We start from the raw sequence: 16,698 nt of genomic DNA, 5'->3' as shown, positions 1-16,698 counted from the left end.
CGAATCACTCCATTACATGGCGGCACTGCCGCCCATGGCGCTCTTTTGCAGCACGCAGCGTCCCGCTTCGCAGGTGGCGCCCGGGTCCGTGACGATGGAGCAGGTCGACATCATGCCGTCCGCCTGCTGCTGTTTGCGGCTGGCGTCGGCTTGTGCCTGGGCTAATGCCTTGAGTTTCTTGCCGTCATTGCCCTTGCTGGACCAGGCCAGGTAGCGCTCGGGGCCGCCGCAAGCCTTGGCGCCGATGGCGATCGTCTGACATTGCTGGGTGGAATCGCAGGCGGCGGGGCCCACTTCCGCCTGGATTTGCGCCAGCAAGCCGGCATTGCCGGGGGCGGGCGGCGCATCGTCTTGCGTGGGGGCGCTGCCGCAGGCGCTGGCGGCCAGCAGCAGAAAGCTGGCGCACGTGGCGCGCAACAGGGAGGAGTAGTTAGGCGTTTTCATGCCTTCATCATGTGCCACGCTTGCGTAAATGGCAAGCACGATTCGTATGCTGCTCGATCCTTGACCCCGGCCATTTTCATTGTCAACCCGTCAAAGTTAATATAAATCAACATCCAATCAGCGATGTACGGGTGGCGACCGGGCCGGCGCGCTGCATTCCCGCGCCGGTGCGCGCCGCCGATTCGGGAATGTTTCCAGGAGTTAGACTATGCGCCGCACCATGTCCCCCTTATTCTTTATTGCCAGCCTTGCTTTCAGTGGCGCACTGCACGCCGCCAGCAAGGAGCCGATCCAGCCGATTACCGCCGCCAAGGTGGCCAATCCAGCGATGGTCGAGCTGGGCAAAAAACTGTTTTTCGACCCGCGCCTGTCGCGCTCGGGCTTTATTTCCTGCAACAGCTGCCATAACCTGAGTATGGGCGGCACGGACAATATCAAGACCTCGATTGGCCACAACTGGCAGCGCGGGCCCATCAATTCGCCCACCGTGCTCAATGCCGGCATGAACGTGGCGCAATTCTGGGATGGCCGCGCCAAGGATTTGCAGGAGCAGGCGGGTGGCCCCATCGCCAATCCCGGCGAGATGGCTTTTACGCACGAGCTGGCCATCGACGTGCTGGCCTCGATTCCCGCCTACCGCGCGGAGTTCAGCCAAGTGTTTGGCCAGGACAAGCTGACCATCGAGCAAGTCACGCGCGCCATCGCCGCCTTCGAGGAAGTGCTGGTGACGCCCGGTTCGCGCTTCGATCAATGGCTGTCGGGCAAGAAAAGCGCGCTGACGAAAGACGAGCTGGCCGGCTACCAGCTGTTCAAGTCGAGCGGCTGCATCGCCTGCCATAACGGTCCCGCCGTGGGCGGCAACACTTTCCAGAAGATGGGCGTGGTGGAACCATATAAAACGGCGATGACGGCAGAAGGGCGCTCGGCCGTGACGGGCAAGGATGCGGACCGTTTCAACTTCAAGGTGCCGACCCTGCGCAACGTGGAGCTGACGTATCCGTACTTCCACGATGGCGAAGCGGCGACCCTGACGCAGGCCGTCGACGTGATGGGCCGCTTGCAGCTGGGCCGCACGTTTACGCCCGACGAAAACGCGAAACTGGTGGCCTTCCTGAAGACCCTGACGGGCAAGCAGCCGCACATCGTGCTGCCAATCCTGCCGCCGTCGTCGGACACGACGCCGCGGCCGGTGCCGTTTGATTGACTGGGTGTGGTGTCGGATTACGGTCCTGCGGACCTAATCCGACCTACGCCGGAGCGGGTAGGTCGGATTAGCGGCGTAGCCGCGTAATCCGACATTCTGATATCGCTTACTTCAGCGTCCGCTGGAACAACTGATAGATGCGGCGGTACTCGTCATACCACGCTTCCGGCTGCACGAAGCCGTGGCGCTCCATCGGGTAGCTGGCCATTTCCCAGTTATCCTTTTTCAGCTCGATCAGGCGCTGCGACAGGCGCACGGAGTCCTGGTAAAACACGTTGTCGTCGATCATGCCGTGGGCGATCAGCAGGTTGCCCGTCAGCTTGTCTGCGTATTCGATCGGCGACGAGATTTTATACGCTTGCGGATCGATGTCCGGCGTGTTCAGGATATTCGCCGTGTACTCGTGGTTGTAGGTGGTCCAGTCCGTCACGGGGCGCAGGGCGGCGCCCGACTTGAAGATGTCAGGTGCGCGCATCAGGGCCATCAGGCTCATGAAGCCGCCATAGCTGCCGCCATAGATGCCCACGTTCTTGATGTCGCCTTGGTGCTGCTGCGCCAGCCAGTTGGCGCCATCGACAAAATCTTCCAGTTCCGGGTGGCCCATCTGGCGGTAGATGGCCGTGCGCCAAGCGCTGCCGTAACCGAGCGAGGCGCGGTAGTCGACGTCGAGCACGATGTAGCCTTGCTCGACCAGCAGGTTATGGAACATCTGTTCGCGGAAATACACGGGATAGCGCTCGGTCACATTCTGCAGGTAGCCGGCGCCGTGCGCGAACATGACGATCGGGTAGCGCTTGCCCGCTTCCAGCTGCTTAGGCCGGTACAGCTTGGCCCAGATGGGTGCCGCGCCATGCGTGGACGGTACTTGCACCAGTTCCGGCATGACCCAGTTGCGCGCCTTGAAGGCGTCGCTGCGTGTATCGGTGAGGATATTCGCCTTGTCGCCGGCAACGGGAACCGTCGCCAGCTGGGCCGGCATATAGCTGGTCGAATAGCGCAGCAGCAGCTTGCCGTTGTCAGGCGACAGGCCGAAGTTTTCCACGCCTTTCAAACTGGTCACTTCGCGCGCGCCGCCATCCCTGGCCGTGCTGGCGCACACTTCATACGTGCCTGGCGCCTGCCGGTTGCACATGAAATACGCATTCTTGCCGTCGCGGCTCCATTCGACGGCGCTCACTTCCCACTGGCCGCTGGTCAGTGCGCGCGCCGGGGCAGCGCCTGTTTTCGTGTACAGGTGGGCGTAGCCGCTTTCCTCGGACAGATACCACAAGGTGGCGTTGTCGGGCAGCCAGCCGAATTCCTCGGCGCGGCGGTTGACCCAGGCCGTATCGCTGATGCGGTGCACAGGCACGAGGGCGCCGTTGGCCAGGTCGACGCTGGCGAGCCAGCCATCCTTGTTGTCGATGGCGCGGATGCGCACGGCGGCCTTGCTGCCGTCATCGGTCCAGGCGATGCCGTCGCGCTGGGCGTCGATGCGTACGGCACGGTTGCCTTTCAGGGGCGGCAGCTTCTGTTCGGCGCGCAAGGCTGCCAGCGGGTCGGTGGCGATGCCGGGCAGGCTGTCGAAGGCAATCTCGCGCACCTGGCCCGTGCGCAGGTCGGCCAGTTTCAGGCTTTGCGCAATCGGCATGTTGCGGCCCACGCGCGTGCGCTCGTCGTCCGCTTCCGGATAGCCCGTTTCCGTCACGTAGCGGGCCAGTTTGCCCAGCTTGCCCTTTTCGGCGGCCTTGTCTTGCGTGACGAACAGCAGCCAGCGGCCGTCCGGCGACAGGGCGCTGCCGGAAATCGTGACTTTCTCGCCCAGGTAGATCGGCTCCGGCGCGCGCGTGGCGTCCAGGCGGCGCTCTTCGTGGCGGCGTTCGCGGCTTGCGTCGCGGTCTTCCTTCTGGCGCGCCAGGTTGACGATCAGGCGCAGCTGCAGTTCGCGCAGGGCGTCCGCTTCCGGCTTGGCGTCCGGGTCCTTGGCCGCGCGCAGCAGGGCCACGGGAGCGCTCAGGCGGTCAAGACGGTTCCAGCTGAACCAGTCTGTGCCGCTGCGGTATTGCACGGCGCCGCCGTCGGCGGAATATTGCGGGTCGCTGATGGCCGAGACGCCGCGCGTGATTTGCGTCAGGGCGCCGTTTTTCAGGTCGCGCTCGAACAGGTCGCCATTGCGCAGCAGGATGGCGCGCGTGCCGGCCCGGTTGACGACCATATGCTGGCCATCGAGGTTGGCCAGTTGCGCATCGTCGACCTGCTTGCCGCTATTGAGTTTCGCATTCGCCCCGGAGACTTGAAACGTGTCGCGCAGAGGCGAGCCGAGGCGTTTTTGCTTGTAGTAAAGCTGGCCATTCCAGCCCCACCACGCCGCTTCGACGGGGGTGCCGATCCAGTCGGGATCGGCCATGGCCTGGTCCAGGGTGATCGGCGTGGGCGTGGGCGCGGTGGCGGTGGAGGAGGGGGCCGCATGCGCGGCGGGTAGCAGAGAGAGCAGCGGCAGCAGGAGCGGCAGCAGGGGAAGAACCAGACGCATCGGGGATCGCTTTAATCAAAGGGGATGGTGAAGGTACAGGCTATGAGGCCGGTATTCTAGCGGAGGAGTTGCGTGCAGGAAATGCCGTAAAGCTAACGCCGTTCGGCCAGCCACGTCATGAAATCAGGCAAGGGCATCGGCCGCGCATACAGGAAGCCCTGCAAGCCGTCGCAATCGTGGGCGATGAGGAAGTCGGCCTGCTCCTGCGTTTCCACGCCTTCGGCCACGACGCGCAAGCCCAGGTGGCGCGCCATGGCCAGGATCGCTTGCACGATGGCCGTGTCGCGCGCATCGTGCGGCGTGTCGTCGATGAAACGCTTGTCGATTTTGAGTTCGTACAGCGGCATCGAGGTCAGGTAGGCGAGGCTGGAATAGCCGGTGCCGAAATCGTCGATGGAAAAGCGGATGCCCAGCTCCGCCAGTTCGCGCATGCGCGCCAGCGAGGCGTCGCGCTGGTCGATCAGCAAACCTTCCGTCAATTCCAGGATCAGGGTGCCGGCCGGCGTGCCGTGTTCGGCCAGCGCCGCCTGCACGCGGGACGCGAAATCGGGCTGGCGAAACTGGGCCGGGCTGACGTTCACGGACAGGGGCACGGGCGATCCCGCCTGCGCCAGCACCGTGGCGGCGCGGCACGCTTCGCGCAAGGCCCAGTGCCCGAGTTTGACGATCAGCCCCGATTCCTCGGCGATGGGAATGAAGATGCCGGGCGCGATATGGCTGCCGTCCGCCTGCGGCCAGCGCATCAGCAATTCGGCGCCCGTTACCCGGCCATGGCGGTCGACCTGCGGCTGCACGTGCAGGCATAATTCACGGTTATCGAGGGCGCGCGCCAGCGCCCGTTCCAGGGTCAGGCGACGCTCCACGCCCGCCTGCATGGCCGCTTCAAAGAAGGCGATGCCGTTGCGCCCTTCGGCCTTGGCGCGGTACATGGCGATGTCCGCTTCGCGCAGCAGGTCGTGCGCCTGCTGCTCCATTTTCGGCAGCAGGGTCACGCCGATGCTGGCGCTGCAATGATAGGACTGCGCGCCGATCTCGAAGTCGCGCGCGATGGCGGCGCGGATTTTCTCGGCCACCTGGGCTGCGGCGCGGGCGGCGCTGTCCAGGTCATTGGCCAGGTGCGCCAGCAGCACGACGAATTCATCGCCGCCGATGCGCGCCACCGTGTCGGCCTTGCGCATCAGCTGCGCCAGCCGTTCTCCCGCCAGGCGCAGCAGCGCGTCGCCCGTGGCGTGGCCGCGCGCGTCGTTGATGTGCTTGAAGTGGTCGAGGTCGATGAACATCAGCGCGCTGATGGACTGGTCGCGCGGCGCGGCGGCCAGCAGGTGACCGATGCGGTCCATCAGCAGGCGCCGGTTGGGCAAGCCTGTCAGCACGTCGTAGAAGGCCAGGCGGTGGATGTCCGCTTCCGATTTCTTGCGCTCGTCGATCTCGCGCTCGACGGCCACCCAGTGCGTCTGCTTGCCGTCCGTATCCGTGAACGGCACCAGTTCCGCTTCGACCCAGTACGCTTTGCCGCCCTTGTTGTAATTCAGTAATTCCGCCCTGGCCGGCTGGGCGCGGGACATGGCGGCGGCGACGCGTGCCAGTTCGCCCGCATCGGTGGCGGGGCCTTGCTGGAACAGCAGGCTGCGGCCCATCACCTCGGCGCGCGCATAGCCGCTGCTGCGCTCGAAGGCGTCGTTGACGAAGATGATGCGCGTGGCAGGCGTTGCCTCGGCGGTGGCATCGGCCACTTCGGCGATCATCACCATGTCGTTCAGGCGGGCCAGCGCCGTGGCCGTCAGGCGCAGATCGGCGTTCAGCTGCGACAGGGCCTGGCTGCTGCGTTCCAGGTAGCGCAGCAGGAAGGCGCAGGACAGGGTCAGCACGGCGGCGATGAACAGGAAGTTCAGGGCCACGATCAGCGCGCGCAGCACGGGAGAATCGGGCACGCCCTGCACGTGCAGGGCCACGTCGGGATGCAGGCCGAGGAAAAAGATGGTCAGCGACGTCAGAGCCAGGGTCGACAAGGCAGGCCGCATGCCCAGCAGCAGGGCCGCCAGCACGGGCATGAGCATCATGTAGATCTGGCTGACGGGGCCGATTTTCAGCAGCAGGCCGACGCCCACCAGGTAGGCGACGATGAGGAATTGCCACACGCGCCAGCGGTAGGGCATGGCGCGCCAATGCCAGATGGCGCCGATCCAGCCGATGGCCAGCAAGTCGAGGGCGACTATGGACCAGATAGCTTCGCGCGCGGCCAGCAGGGCGCTGGGGATGGCCGTCGCCACGCCCAGCAGCAGTACCGCCTGCAGCAGGCGCGTAAAAATCTGTCCGCGCCAGTGCGCGAGATCGTTCGACGCGGCCACGCTGCCGTCCTTTCCCCAGGGAGCTGTGCTGCCGAGCTGAGCAGTATGGTAAAAATATTACGCGGTATCTTTCAGCATGTCATCTTGATCATTCGGCATGATTGACTCTGCGACCACAAGGCGCATCGGCCCGCCTAGTCCGTTTGCGCCGTGGGCCAGTAGTGGCTATCCGGCGTGTCGCGCGCGCCGAAGATGGCCTGGCCGACGCGCACGACGGTGGCGCCTTCCTCAATGGCGATTTCATAATCGCCGGACATGCCCATCGACAGCTCGTCCAGACTGACGCCATCGGGGGCATCCTGGCGCAGCCGGTCGCGCAATTCGCGCAGCAGCACGAAGCAGCGGCGCACGCGCACGGCTTCCGCCGACAACAGCGCCAATGTCATGAGTCCGCGCACCCGCAGCGCCGGAAAGGCGGACAACTGGCGCAGGAAAGCGGCCACCTCGTCTGGCGGCAAACCGTATTTGCTGGCTTCGCCCGACGTGTTTACTTGCACGAACACGTCGAGCCTGCGTCCTTCCGCTTGCAGGCGCCGTTCCAGCGCCTCGGCGACGCGCAGGCTGTCGAGCGCCTGGAATTCGCTGGCAAAGCGCGCCACCAGCTTGGCCTTGTTGGTCTGCAAATGGCCGATCACCGACCATTGCAGGTCGGCCAGGTCCGCCATCGCTTCCCATTTGCGGCCTGCCTCCTGCGGCTTGTTTTCACCCAGCATGCGGCAACCGGCGGCGTAGGCCAGGCGCAGGCTCGCCTCGGGCTTGGTCTTGCTGACGGGCAGCAGGCGCACGCCGGCCGGATCGCGCTCGACCCGCTGGCAGGCGGCCGCCATGCGCGCATGCACTGCCGCCAGATTGCGGCGGAAGTCATTCACCGACACGGCTTGCGGCCAGCGCCCATGCCGCTCGTGCATGGTGGGAGTGAGCAGGGGAGTGTCTTTGTGCATGTGTCGGCCTTGTGTCAGTCTTTAGCGGCAGGAGTCGCGGGAGTGGTGTATTATTGTCCTATGCCAAAATATATCATGTCTGAGACTATAGTGAAGATCACAGGGAAAACCGCGGCGGAACTGTTCGACAGCATCCGCGCGCTGACGCAGGCGGGCGAGTTGCTGCCGGGCCAGGAGTTACCGACCGTGCGCGAGCTGGCCGCGACCCTGGGCGTCAACCGCAATACCGTGTCGCTGGCGTACCAGCGCCTGGTGACGGCCGGGATCGCGGTCACGCAAGGGCGTTTGGGCACGGCCATCCGCGCGCAGCGCGATCCCGGCGAGCAGGAAGGCTTGCTGCCCGGTTCGCCCTTGGCCGACCTGGGCGGCGGCAATCCGAACCTGGCCTGGCTGCCCGATGTCGGCGCGGCCCTGGCGCGCAAGCCATACCGCCCGCGCCTGTATGGCGAGGCCACCGTGGACCCGGAGCTGGAAGTGCTGGCGCGGCGCTGGATGGCCGGCGATTGTCCGGAACAGCACGAGATCACCCTGACGAATGGGGCCGTCGATGCGGTCGAGCGCCTCCTGGGGGCGTACCTGGCCGCGGGCGACAAGGTGGCCGTGGAAGACCCGTGCTTCGTCAGCAGCATCAACACCTTGCGCATCGCCGGCCTGCACGCCGTTGGCGTGGCGGTCGATGCCGAGGGCATGCAGGCGGCGGCGCTGGAACGGGCGCTGACGCAAGGCGCGCAAGCCGTCATCGTGACGCCGCGCGCGCACAATCCCACCGGCTGCAGCCTGAGCGCCGCGCGCGCGGAGCAGCTGCGCGCGGTGCTGGCCGCCTACCCGCACGTGCTGCTTATCGTCGACGACCATTTTTCGATGCTGTCCACGGCCCGCTACCAGGACGTGATTCCCCCTGCGGCCAAGCGCTGGGCGCTGATCCGTTCCGTGTCGAAGATCTTCGGCCCCGACCTGCGCCTGGCCATTGTCGCCAGCGACGGACAGACCGCCCGGCGCCTGCGCCTGCGCCTGGCGCCCGGCACGAACTGGGTCAGCCATCTCTTGCAGGACGCCGTCAGCGCCTGCCTGTCGTCGCCCGACGTGTCCGCGCAGGTGGCCCTTGCCTGCACCGACTATGCGCGCCGCCGCGACATGGTGGCGGCGGCGCTGGCGGCGCAAGGCCTGGTCTGCGCCAGTCCCGCCGATGGCCTGAACCTGTGGCTGCCAATGGCGGACAGCAGCCAGGCGGCCGTGCTGGCGCTGGCCCGGCATGGCTGGCTGGTGCGCGGCGGCGAAGCCTTCGGCGTGCAGGCGCCAGCGCAGGGATTGCGGATCACCGTGTCGAGCATCGATGAAGCGGACGCGCAGGCGTTTGCCCGCGTGCTGGCCCAGGTGCTGGATCGGCCATAGTTTTTTAATTACTCGCTACAGAAGGGAACATCATGAAAGTCCATTTCATCGTGCATGAAGCGTTCGAGGCGCCGGGCGCCTATGAGACCTGGGTGCGCGAGCGCGGCTACGCGGCCACGTATTCCCGCCTTTATGCCCATGAGCCGCTGCCCGTTTCCATCGCGGACATCGACCTGCTGGTCGTCATGGGCGGGCCGCAGTCGCCGTCGACGACGCGCGAGGAGTGTCCGCATTTCGACGCCGCAGCCGAACAGGCCCTGATTGCTGCCTGTGCCGCCGCGGGCAAGGCGGTGGTCGGCGTTTGCCTGGGTGCGCAACTGATCGGCGCGGCCTTGGGAGCGCCCCATGCGCACAGCCCTGAAAAGGAAATCGGCAAGTTCCCCATCATGCTGACGGCGGACGGAAAGGCGAGCGACAAGTTCGCGCATTTCGGCGCTGTTCTGGAAACGGGGCATTGGCACAGCGACATGCCGGGCCTGAGGGACAGCGCGAAGGTCATCGCCTATAGCGAAGGCTGCCCGCGCCAGATCGTCGAATACGGCAATCTGGTGTACGGTTTCCAGTGTCACATGGAGTTCACGCCGGAGGTGGTCGACCTGCTGATCGCCGCGTCGGAAGCAGAACTGGCCACGCTGGAATCGCACCGCTACGTGCAGCAGCCAGCGATCCTGCGCGCCCAAGACTGGCAAGGCATGAACGGCCAGCTGTTTGTTTTCCTCGACCGGCTGATGCAGGCTTACGCGGCGCAATAAAAAAACGCCAGCATGATGCTGGCGTTGTGGGGCAAGCGGGGAGGCGCTTATTTCTTCGGCGCGCTCAGGCATTCCTTCATGAAGGCTTTGCGGGCGTCGCCTTTCATGTCCTTGGCGTCGACATTGCACGCTTTCATCTTGTTTTGCTGCGTCATGGCCGGCGCCGGCTTGGCGCTCAGGCACTCTTTCATGAAGGTCTTGCGCTCATCACCTTTCTTGCCGGCGGCGTCCGCATTGCAGGTCGTCATTTTTGACTGTTGGGCCGTCTTGGCGACGGGCGCCGCTTCCGGTGCGGCGGCAAAGGCGGTGCTGGCAAACGCGGCGGCGATGCAGAGGGCGATTAATTGTTTCATGGTAAATCCTTGTAGACGCAGTCAGTGGAAGGGGACATGCAATCGGCAGGCAATGCCGATATGCAGAACGTAACTAACTATATGACATTTATCAACAAAATTTCCACTCGAGTGTGTCTTTTTGTTACTGACAGGCACAAGGCGCTCCTCGGCTGACCCGGGCAGCCATGTTGCGGCGGCAGCGCCCCTGTTTTTTGCTATGCTAGCGTCTTTCCACCGGCCGATGCCGCTGCCTTGGCCGGCGCACCCTCAATACGGAGTAGTTATGGTCTCGTTGCAAGAGCAGTTTTTAAAGGCCGGCCTGGTCGACAAGAAGAAGGTCAAGCTGGCCAACCAGGACAAGAGCAAGCAAAAAAAGGACGAGCGCAAGAGCGGCACGCAAAGCGTCGACGAAGTGCGCCTGGCCGCGCTCGAGACCCAGCGCAAGAACGCGGAACGCGCGCGCGAACTGAATGCCCAGCGCGACGCTGCCGCCAACCAGAAAGCCATCGTGGCGCAGATCGCGCAAATGGTGCAAAAGAACCGCCAGAGCAAGGGCAACAACGGCGACGTGCCGTATAACTTCACGTTCAACAACAAGATCGAGCGCATCTACGTGACGGCGGCCGTGCAAGCCCACCTGGTGGCGGGCCGTTTGGTGATCGTCTGCCTGGGCGGCGCCGTGGAACTGGTGCCGCGCATCATCGCCGACAAGATCGCTGAACGCGACCCCGCCATCGTCGTGCGCGTGAAACAGGCCAGCACGGAAGTGGATGAGGACGATCCGTACGCGGCGTTCCAGATTCCTGATGATTTGATGTGGTAAACGGGTGGCGCGCCCGGCGCGCCGCTTGCTCACATGCGGCGGCGCGACCAGCTGACGATGGGCGGCCAGCGGTGGCTTTGCCGTATCCCATGGCGCCGGTTCATGGCGATGTCCGCGCCGGCGACTTGGCCGCAGCCCCGATCATTTTCCATCCGTTGCCGGAGGGGTCGCGAAAGCCGGCATCCACCTGCCCGTAGCGGTCCACGGGCTCCTGCGTGAATTCGACGCCGCACTTGCTCAGGCGTTCGTATGCGGCGCGGCAGTCGTCCACCTGCAGCACCAGCGGCGGCATGGCTCCCTTCGCCACGATTTCATGCAGGGCTTGCGCGGTTGCCGCGTCATGCATCGGCGGTCCGGGACGGAACAAGCCGAGCTGGAAGGATGGCTGGTCCGCAGGCTGCACCGTCAGCCAGCGATAGTCGCCGTTTCGGACGTCCGTGTGGACGCGAAATCCCAATTTTTCGACGTAGAACGCAAGCGCTTCGTCCTGGTCGCGCACATACAGGCCGACCACATTCACACTTTGAGTCATATCAGCTCCTTGAAATGAAGCTACAGTTTGCCAGTTGCTTTCCTGCGCCGCTTCTCCAAAACTGCGATATTCAGATTGGGCCGTTCGGCGTCGCGCATGACGCATTCGGGAATATGCTCCCCCATGTGCTGGATGGAGCGCTCGCGCATTCGCAGCTCGCCCGGGCTTGCGCCCGTGATGTCGCGGAAGATACGGCCAAAGGTGCCAAGACTGGTCCAGCCGGTTTGCAGTGCGATCTGCGTAATGGGCAGGTCGGTGCCGCGCAGCAGTGCCGTGGCCCGCTCGATACGGCGGGTAAGCAAGTAGCGGTGTGGGGGCAGGCCGAAGGCCTTTTTGAATTCGCGCGCGAAGTAGGCCATCGAGACGGCGCTCACTTGCGCCAAGCGGTGGACGGGCCAATCCTCATCGGGGGAGCCGTCCATTCTATCTTTCGCACGCAACAATCGCCGCAATAGCAGGGGACTCTGACCCATCCTATCCTCGCGCCAAACTGTTAGTTATCGGGACCGCCCACAGGAGCGGGGGAGACCGACGGACTTCTCGGCCACAAACGAAAACGCCAACCGGCGAGGGTTGGCGTTCTGTAACAACTAATTCTTGGTGGCCCGGGGCGGAATCGAACCACCGACACAAGGATTTTCAATCCTCTGCTCTACCGACTGAGCTACCAGGCCAAGGTGGCGAATTATAGCAGACCAAAACGGGAATGCAAGAGCCGGCCGCGACTTTTCCTGTATTTCCCGGATTGGCATTGCGTTACTTGCGCGTGGATCAAATATGATTTGATATAAACGGTATTTTTCTCAACAAAGGATGGGCGCATAGTGTGGTCATCGACATGTATTTGAGAGGACTGCCGCATGAACACGACTACCCAACACACCGCCATCCCTGAAATCGGCCTGGGCACTTTCCGCCTGCAGGGCCAGGTCGTCATCGATTCCGTCAGCACGGGCCTGGACGTCGGCTACCGCCATATCGACACGGCGCAAATCTACGGCAATGAAGCGGAAGTGGGCCAGGCGATCGCCGCCAGCGCCGTCCCGCGCGACGCGCTGTTCGTCACCACCAAGATCTGGATCGACAATCTTCAGCGCGACAAGCTCATTCCCAGCCTGAAGGACAGCCTGCGCAAGCTGCGGCTGGAACAACTGGACCTGACCCTGATCCACTGGCCGTCGCCGCAGGACGCCATTCCCGTGGCCGAGTACATGGAAGCGCTGGCGCAGGCCAAGGCGCAGGGATTGACCAAGGCCATCGGCGTATCGAATTTCACGAACGCGCAACTGCGGCAAGCCATCGATACGGTGGGCGCATCGGAAATCGCCACGCAACAGGTCGAGATCCACCCGTTCCTGCAAAACCGCAAGGTCATCGATTTCGCGCGCAGCCAGGGCATCCACATCACGGCCTACATGCCGCTCGCGTATGGCACGGTGGTCGTTGATCCCGTGATCGCGGCCATCGCCGCCAAACATGGCGTGACGCCGGCGCAAGTGGCCCTGAGCTGGTCGCTGCAGCAGGGCTTTGCCGTGATCCCGTCGTCGACCAGGCGCGCCAATCTGGAAGCGAACCTGCATTTCCAGCGCATCACCCTGTCGCCGGACGAGATGGCGCAGATGGCGACCCTGGAACGCGGCGAGCGCCTGGCCAACCCGGACGGCCTGGCGCCGCAGTGGGATTGAGATGGGTGCCATGACGAAACTGGGGCAGGGCGGTTTCAGCATCGGCCTGGAACTGCCGCTCGATAATGACTGGTCGTCCGCGGGACGCCAGGCGAATGCGGCGACCGGCCGCGTGCCGGGCGAACCTGACCTGAAACAGCATGCTGCGCTGGCGAAGCTGGCCGACCGCCTCGGTTTCAATGCCTTGTGGCTGCGCGACGTGCCACTGTACGACCCGTCGTTCGGCGACGCGGCCCAGGTCTTCGAGGTGTTTACTTACCTGGGCTACCTGGCCGGCATCACGGAGAATATCTTGCTGGGCACGGCGGCCGTGGTGTTGCCGCTGCGCGAGCCGGTGCTGACGTTAAAAGCGGCGGCCAGCGTCGACCAGTTGAGCGGCGGGCGTTTGCTGCTGGGTGTGGCCAGCGGCGACCGGCCCGTCGAGTATCCCGTGTTTGGTCGCGACTTCGGCCAGCGCGGCGCCGCTTTCCGCGAACAGGTCGCCATGCTGCGCGACTGGGGCGAGACGCGCCTGCCGCCCGGCATCCGTCTGCTGCCGAAACCGGCCGCGCCTCTGCCGCTGCTGGTGGCGGGGCTGGCGCAGCAGTCGCCCGCGTGGATAGGCGCGCAGATGGATGGCTGGCTCGCCTATCCGGGCACGCCGGACGACCATGCGCGGCGCTCGGCGCAATGGCGCGCCGTGGCCGGAGACGACAAGCCGTATGTCAGCTTCATCCACCTGGACCTGGACGAAGATCCGAACCTGCCGCTGCAGCGCTTCCGCTTCGGCGGGCGCACGGGACGCGATGGCCTGATCGCCGAGCTGCACGCCATGCGCGCGGCCGGCGTGCGGCACATCGGCCTGCAGCTGCGGCAGAACCGCCGCCCGCTGGTCGAGACGATGCAGGAGATCGCGGAATACGTGTTGCCCGTCTTTCATGGCGCCGCTTGATCTGAGGCACGCGTTCTGTACTTCCGGACTATCTGAAACAGGTGGGGCAAACGCTATAATGGCCGCATGAACAGTCCCACTTCCCCTACCATGCGGCGCTTCATGCACAGCCACAGCGACGTTTGCATCGTCGGCAACGGCGCCATCGCGAAAACCACGGCGCTGGCGTTTGCCCAGGCAGGACAAAGCGTCACCCTGCTATCTCCGGCGAGCCCGCCAGCATCCACGTCCGCTTCCGCCTTCAAGCCGGTCGAAGCCAGCTGGGATGTGCGCGTGTATGCGCTCAATCACACAGCGCACCAGTTGCTGTCGTCGCTGAAAGTGTGGGGCGCCCTGGAGGCCGACAGGGTGGCGCCCGTCGACGCCATGCTGGTCAACGGTGACGGCGCGCAGGCGGGCGGACTCGGTTTCGACGCCTACGGCGCCCATGTGGGCAGCCTGGCGTGGATCATTGAAGACCGCAATCTGGGCCAGGCGCTGGACGCCGCCTTGAAATTCGCGCCGAACGTCGGCGTGCTGCAAGGCCGCGCCAGCCGCCTGGAATGGACGAATGACTCGGCCATCGTGCACCTCGATGGCGGCGATACCATCACCTGCGCGCTGGTGGTGGGCGCGGACGGCGCCCAGTCGTGGGTGCGGGGCCAGTGCGACATCGGCCTCGATTATCGCTCGTACGGCCAGCGCGGCGTGGTCAGCAACTTCGCCTGCGAAAAGCCGCACCATGGCGCGGCCCACCAGTGGTTTACGGGCAGCGAAGGCATCGTCGCGCTGCTGCCGCTGCCGGGCGAGCGCGTCTCTCTCGTCTGGTCGGCGCCCGATGCGCTGGCCGATACCTTGATGGCCGAACCGGCCGACGCCCTGGCCGCGCGCCTGGCTGCATACTGCCAGGACAAACTGGGCAAGCTGACGCCTTTGCAGCCGGAGCTGGTGCGCGCGTTTCCGCTGACCCTGATGCGCCCGCACGCCATGGTGGCGCCGCGCGTGGCCCTGGTCGGCGACGCCGCCCACGTGGTCCATCCGATGGCTGGCCACGGCATGAACCTGGGCTTTGCCGACGTGGCGCAGCTGGTCAAGACGATCGGCGAACGCGAAGCGCACCGCGGTATCGGCGACGAACGCGTGCTGGCCCGCTATGCGCGCGCGCGCAAGGAAGACGTGCTGCTGATGCAGTTGGCGACCGATGGCCTGGCGCGATTATTTGGCGCCGATCTGGAGCCGTTGCGCGTGGTTCGCAATTTGGGATTAAACTTGCTGGATAAATTACCTGCCCTGAAGCGGAAAATGATTTCGCACGCATTGGGACACCAGTAAATATCAGCGTATCTTAAGATATCGCCGGATAATGGCAGCAGTGAAAATTCAAGGTCGCCGCAGCTGGTCTGCGGCGATCGTTTTGTCAAAGAGGTAACGGCGCCGGGTCCCCTGCCAGTTTCGCCGGGCGTTACAAGTGGAGAAGTGATAGTGATAACAATGAACAGAAGCATGAGCAAAATCGCCTTGCTGATGGCCTCGGGCCTGATGATGTCGTGCGCCGGCGCGGAAACGCCGACGGAAGCGAGCATCAAAAAGCTGATCGAGCCGCGCCTGGGCGAAGGCGCCAAGGTCGATTCGGTCAAGGAAACACCGTACGGCGGCCTGTACGAAGTGCGCACGGGCGGCGACATCCTGTACACGGACAAGTCCGCCCAATACCTGTTCGTCGGCCACGTCTTCGACGCCAAGACGTCGCAGGATCTCACCAAGGTGCGCCTGGACGAAGTCAATCGCATCAAGTTCTCCGACCTGCCGCTCGATTCGGCCATGAAGACCGTCAAGGGCAATGGCAAGCGCGTGATCGCCGTGTTCGAAGATCCGAACTGCGGCTATTGCAAGCGCTTCCGCCAGAACGCGCTGAAGGAAATCGACAACGTCACCGTCTACACCTTCATGTACAACATCCTGTCGCCCGATTCGATCGCCAAGTCGCGCAATATCTGGTGCTCGCCGGACCGCAACAAGGCCTGGGATGACTGGATGCTGAACGGTAAAGTGCCTGCCGCATCGCCAGCCAACTGCGCCAACCCGCATGAAAAAATCCTGGCCCTGGGCCAGCAGCTGCGCGTTTCGGGCACGCCAGCCATCTTCTTTGCCGACGGCAGCCGCATTCCTGGCGCGGTCGATGCGAAAACGCTGGAACAGAAATTCTCGACCATTAAGTAATCCGGGCTGTCGCCAGGAAGGCTGGACGGCGCGCCCTCGCAAGGCGCGCTTTTTTTTGCATTTTTTTTCCGCTGTCGTATCATCAAGTGTTGTTCGTAGACGCCATAACAATCCAAAGAGGGGAAGCAGCAGATGATTACCTTGAATATCAACGGACGCGACACGCAGGTCGACGCCGATCCTTCCACGCCCATTCTGTGGGCGCTGCGCGACAACCTGAACATGACGGGCACCAAGTTCGGTTGCGGCGCGGCCCTGTGCGGCGCCTGCACGGTGCACCTTGACGGCCAGCCGATCCGCTCGTGCATCACGCCGATTTCCTCGGTGGGCGCGCAAAAGATCACCACCATCGAAGCGATGGAAAACGACCAGGTAGGCAAGGCCGTGCAGGCGGCATGGGTGCGCCACGACGTGCCGCAATGCGGCTACTGTCAAAGCGGCCAGGTGATGAGCGCCACGGCGCTGCTGCGCACCAACAAGGCGCCCAGCGATGCCGACATCGACGGCGCCATGAGCGGCAATATCTGCCGCTGCGGCACCTATCAACGGATCCGCGCAGCCATCAAGGACGCGGCCAAGACCCTGGCCTGAGGAGAACGG

At 64.3% G+C, this 16,698-nt stretch carries 16 protein-coding genes and 1 tRNA gene; 9 read left to right on the top strand and 8 right to left on the bottom strand.

Translation table 11 applies throughout. From position 1 onward, the window contains the following. Positions 1–12: 12 nt before the first annotated feature. Entirely contained in the window at positions 13–444 is a 432-nt protein-coding gene (locus tag ASN89_RS07895) for a hypothetical protein (RefSeq protein ID WP_046682216.1), read from the bottom strand. Between the two features lie 220 nt (positions 445–664). On the opposite strand from ASN89_RS07895, the gene ASN89_RS07890 reads away from it, so the two are divergent. Then, entirely contained in the window at positions 665–1,648 is a 984-nt protein-coding gene (locus ASN89_RS07890; RefSeq protein ID WP_235501906.1) for a cytochrome-c peroxidase, read from the top strand. A 106-nt stretch (positions 1,649–1,754) separates the two neighbouring features. On the opposite strand, the gene ASN89_RS07885 is transcribed toward ASN89_RS07890, so the two are convergent. The 3 genes from ASN89_RS07885 to ASN89_RS07875 form a co-directional block, all read right to left on the bottom strand. Then, positions 1,755–4,160 (bottom strand): alpha/beta hydrolase family protein, encoded by a 2,406-nt coding sequence (locus tag ASN89_RS07885; protein ID WP_200968992.1) that lies wholly within the window; start codon positions 4,158–4,160, stop codon positions 1,755–1,757. A gap of 92 nt (positions 4,161–4,252) precedes the next feature. Beyond that, on the bottom strand, positions 4,253–6,508 hold the full coding sequence (locus ASN89_RS29780; RefSeq protein ID WP_058048893.1) for a putative bifunctional diguanylate cyclase/phosphodiesterase: 2,256 nt from the start codon (positions 6,506–6,508) through the stop codon (positions 4,253–4,255). Positions 6,509–6,642: 134 nt separating this feature from the next. Further along, complete coding sequence (locus ASN89_RS07875) at positions 6,643–7,449, bottom strand: YggS family pyridoxal phosphate-dependent enzyme (RefSeq protein ID WP_046682219.1); 807 nt, start codon at positions 7,447–7,449, stop codon at positions 6,643–6,645. A 90-nt stretch (positions 7,450–7,539) separates the two neighbouring features. On the opposite strand from ASN89_RS07875, the gene ptsJ reads away from it, so the two are divergent. Together ptsJ and ASN89_RS07865 are read left to right on the top strand one after the other, a co-directional pair. After that, on the top strand, positions 7,540–8,841 hold the full coding sequence (gene ptsJ / locus ASN89_RS07870) for a transcriptional regulator PtsJ (RefSeq protein ID WP_058048892.1): 1,302 nt from the start codon (positions 7,540–7,542) through the stop codon (positions 8,839–8,841). Between the two features lie 32 nt (positions 8,842–8,873). Continuing rightward, positions 8,874–9,593, top strand: coding sequence for a glutamine amidotransferase-related protein (locus tag ASN89_RS07865; protein ID WP_058048891.1), 720 nt, complete (start codon positions 8,874–8,876; stop codon positions 9,591–9,593). 47 nt (positions 9,594–9,640) lie between these two features. Here the strand turns inward: ASN89_RS07865 and ASN89_RS07860 are convergent, their stop codons facing one another. Next, positions 9,641–9,946, bottom strand: coding sequence for a PsiF family protein (locus tag ASN89_RS07860; RefSeq protein ID WP_046682222.1), 306 nt, complete (start codon positions 9,944–9,946; stop codon positions 9,641–9,643). Between the two features lie 265 nt (positions 9,947–10,211). Here ASN89_RS07860 and ASN89_RS07855 point away from each other — a divergent pair, with 265 nt between their 5' ends. Then, on the top strand, positions 10,212–10,751 hold the full coding sequence (locus ASN89_RS07855) for a DUF2058 domain-containing protein (RefSeq protein ID WP_034753528.1): 540 nt from the start codon (positions 10,212–10,214) through the stop codon (positions 10,749–10,751). Positions 10,752–10,851: 100 nt separating this feature from the next. On the opposite strand, the gene ASN89_RS07850 is transcribed toward ASN89_RS07855, so the two are convergent. From ASN89_RS07850 to ASN89_RS07840, 3 genes are all read right to left on the bottom strand, one after another. Further along, a complete protein-coding gene (locus ASN89_RS07850) occupies positions 10,852–11,283 on the bottom strand; it encodes a VOC family protein (protein WP_058048890.1) in 432 nt (143 codons plus the stop codon). A gap of 20 nt (positions 11,284–11,303) precedes the next feature. After that, a complete protein-coding gene (locus ASN89_RS07845; RefSeq protein ID WP_058048889.1) occupies positions 11,304–11,756 on the bottom strand; it encodes a helix-turn-helix transcriptional regulator in 453 nt (150 codons plus the stop codon). Positions 11,757–11,881: 125 nt separating this feature from the next. Beyond that, positions 11,882–11,957 (bottom strand) — tRNA-Phe (locus ASN89_RS07840). Positions 11,958–12,143: 186 nt separating this feature from the next. On the opposite strand from ASN89_RS07840, the gene dkgB reads away from it, so the two are divergent. The 5 genes from dkgB to ASN89_RS07815 all read left to right on the top strand — a co-directional run bounded on the left by dkgB (position 12,144) and on the right by ASN89_RS07815 (position 16,689). Beyond that, complete coding sequence (gene dkgB / locus ASN89_RS07835) at positions 12,144–12,968, top strand: 2,5-didehydrogluconate reductase DkgB (protein WP_058048888.1); 825 nt, start codon at positions 12,144–12,146, stop codon at positions 12,966–12,968. A gap of 10 nt (positions 12,969–12,978) precedes the next feature. Continuing rightward, the gene (locus ASN89_RS07830) at positions 12,979–13,899 is read left to right on the top strand and encodes a TIGR03571 family LLM class oxidoreductase (RefSeq protein WP_414842507.1); all 921 of its coding nucleotides are present in this window, start codon (positions 12,979–12,981) and stop codon (positions 13,897–13,899) included. 66 nt (positions 13,900–13,965) lie between these two features. Next, entirely contained in the window at positions 13,966–15,210 is a 1,245-nt protein-coding gene (locus ASN89_RS07825; RefSeq protein ID WP_058048886.1) for an FAD-dependent monooxygenase, read from the top strand. A 171-nt stretch (positions 15,211–15,381) separates the two neighbouring features. Further along, a complete protein-coding gene (locus tag ASN89_RS07820; RefSeq protein WP_230492381.1) occupies positions 15,382–16,098 on the top strand; it encodes a DsbC family protein in 717 nt (238 codons plus the stop codon). 132 nt (positions 16,099–16,230) lie between these two features. Then, positions 16,231–16,689, top strand: a complete 459-nt coding sequence (locus ASN89_RS07815; protein ID WP_034753534.1) for a (2Fe-2S)-binding protein — start codon at positions 16,231–16,233, stop codon at positions 16,687–16,689. Positions 16,690–16,698: the final 9 nt, after the last annotated feature.

The sequence above is a fragment of the Janthinobacterium sp. Ant5-2-1 genome (genome assembly GCF_001445815.1).
In the GTDB taxonomy this organism is placed as follows: domain Bacteria; phylum Pseudomonadota; class Gammaproteobacteria; order Burkholderiales; family Burkholderiaceae_D; genus Janthinobacterium; species Janthinobacterium lividum_E.
This window is presented reverse-complemented; position numbering and strand designations above follow the sequence as displayed.

Coding starts and splice junctions, on each gene's coding strand:
- ASN89_RS07855 (WP_034753528.1), top strand. CDS start 10,212: ATGGTCTCGTTGCAAGAGCAGTTTTTAAAGGCCGGCCTGGTCGACAAG.
- ASN89_RS07820 (WP_230492381.1), top strand. CDS start 15,382: ATGAGCAAAATCGCCTTGCTGATGGCCTCGGGCCTGATGATGTCGTGC.
- ASN89_RS07830 (WP_414842507.1), top strand. CDS start 12,979: ATGACGAAACTGGGGCAGGGCGGTTTCAGCATCGGCCTGGAACTGCCG.
- ASN89_RS07825 (WP_058048886.1), top strand. CDS start 13,966: ATGAACAGTCCCACTTCCCCTACCATGCGGCGCTTCATGCACAGCCAC.
- ASN89_RS07885 (WP_200968992.1), bottom strand. CDS start 4,160: ATGCGTCTGGTTCTTCCCCTGCTGCCGCTCCTGCTGCCGCTGCTCTCT.
- ASN89_RS07815 (WP_034753534.1), top strand. CDS start 16,231: ATGATTACCTTGAATATCAACGGACGCGACACGCAGGTCGACGCCGAT.
- ASN89_RS07850 (WP_058048890.1), bottom strand. CDS start 11,283: ATGACTCAAAGTGTGAATGTGGTCGGCCTGTATGTGCGCGACCAGGAC.
- dkgB (WP_058048888.1), top strand. CDS start 12,144: ATGAACACGACTACCCAACACACCGCCATCCCTGAAATCGGCCTGGGC.
- ASN89_RS07845 (WP_058048889.1), bottom strand. CDS start 11,756: ATGGGTCAGAGTCCCCTGCTATTGCGGCGATTGTTGCGTGCGAAAGAT.
- ASN89_RS07860 (WP_046682222.1), bottom strand. CDS start 9,946: ATGAAACAATTAATCGCCCTCTGCATCGCCGCCGCGTTTGCCAGCACC.
- ASN89_RS07890 (WP_235501906.1), top strand. CDS start 665: ATGTCCCCCTTATTCTTTATTGCCAGCCTTGCTTTCAGTGGCGCACTG.
- ASN89_RS07865 (WP_058048891.1), top strand. CDS start 8,874: ATGAAAGTCCATTTCATCGTGCATGAAGCGTTCGAGGCGCCGGGCGCC.
- ASN89_RS07875 (WP_046682219.1), bottom strand. CDS start 7,449: ATGCACAAAGACACTCCCCTGCTCACTCCCACCATGCACGAGCGGCAT.
- ASN89_RS07895 (WP_046682216.1), bottom strand. CDS start 444: ATGAAAACGCCTAACTACTCCTCCCTGTTGCGCGCCACGTGCGCCAGC.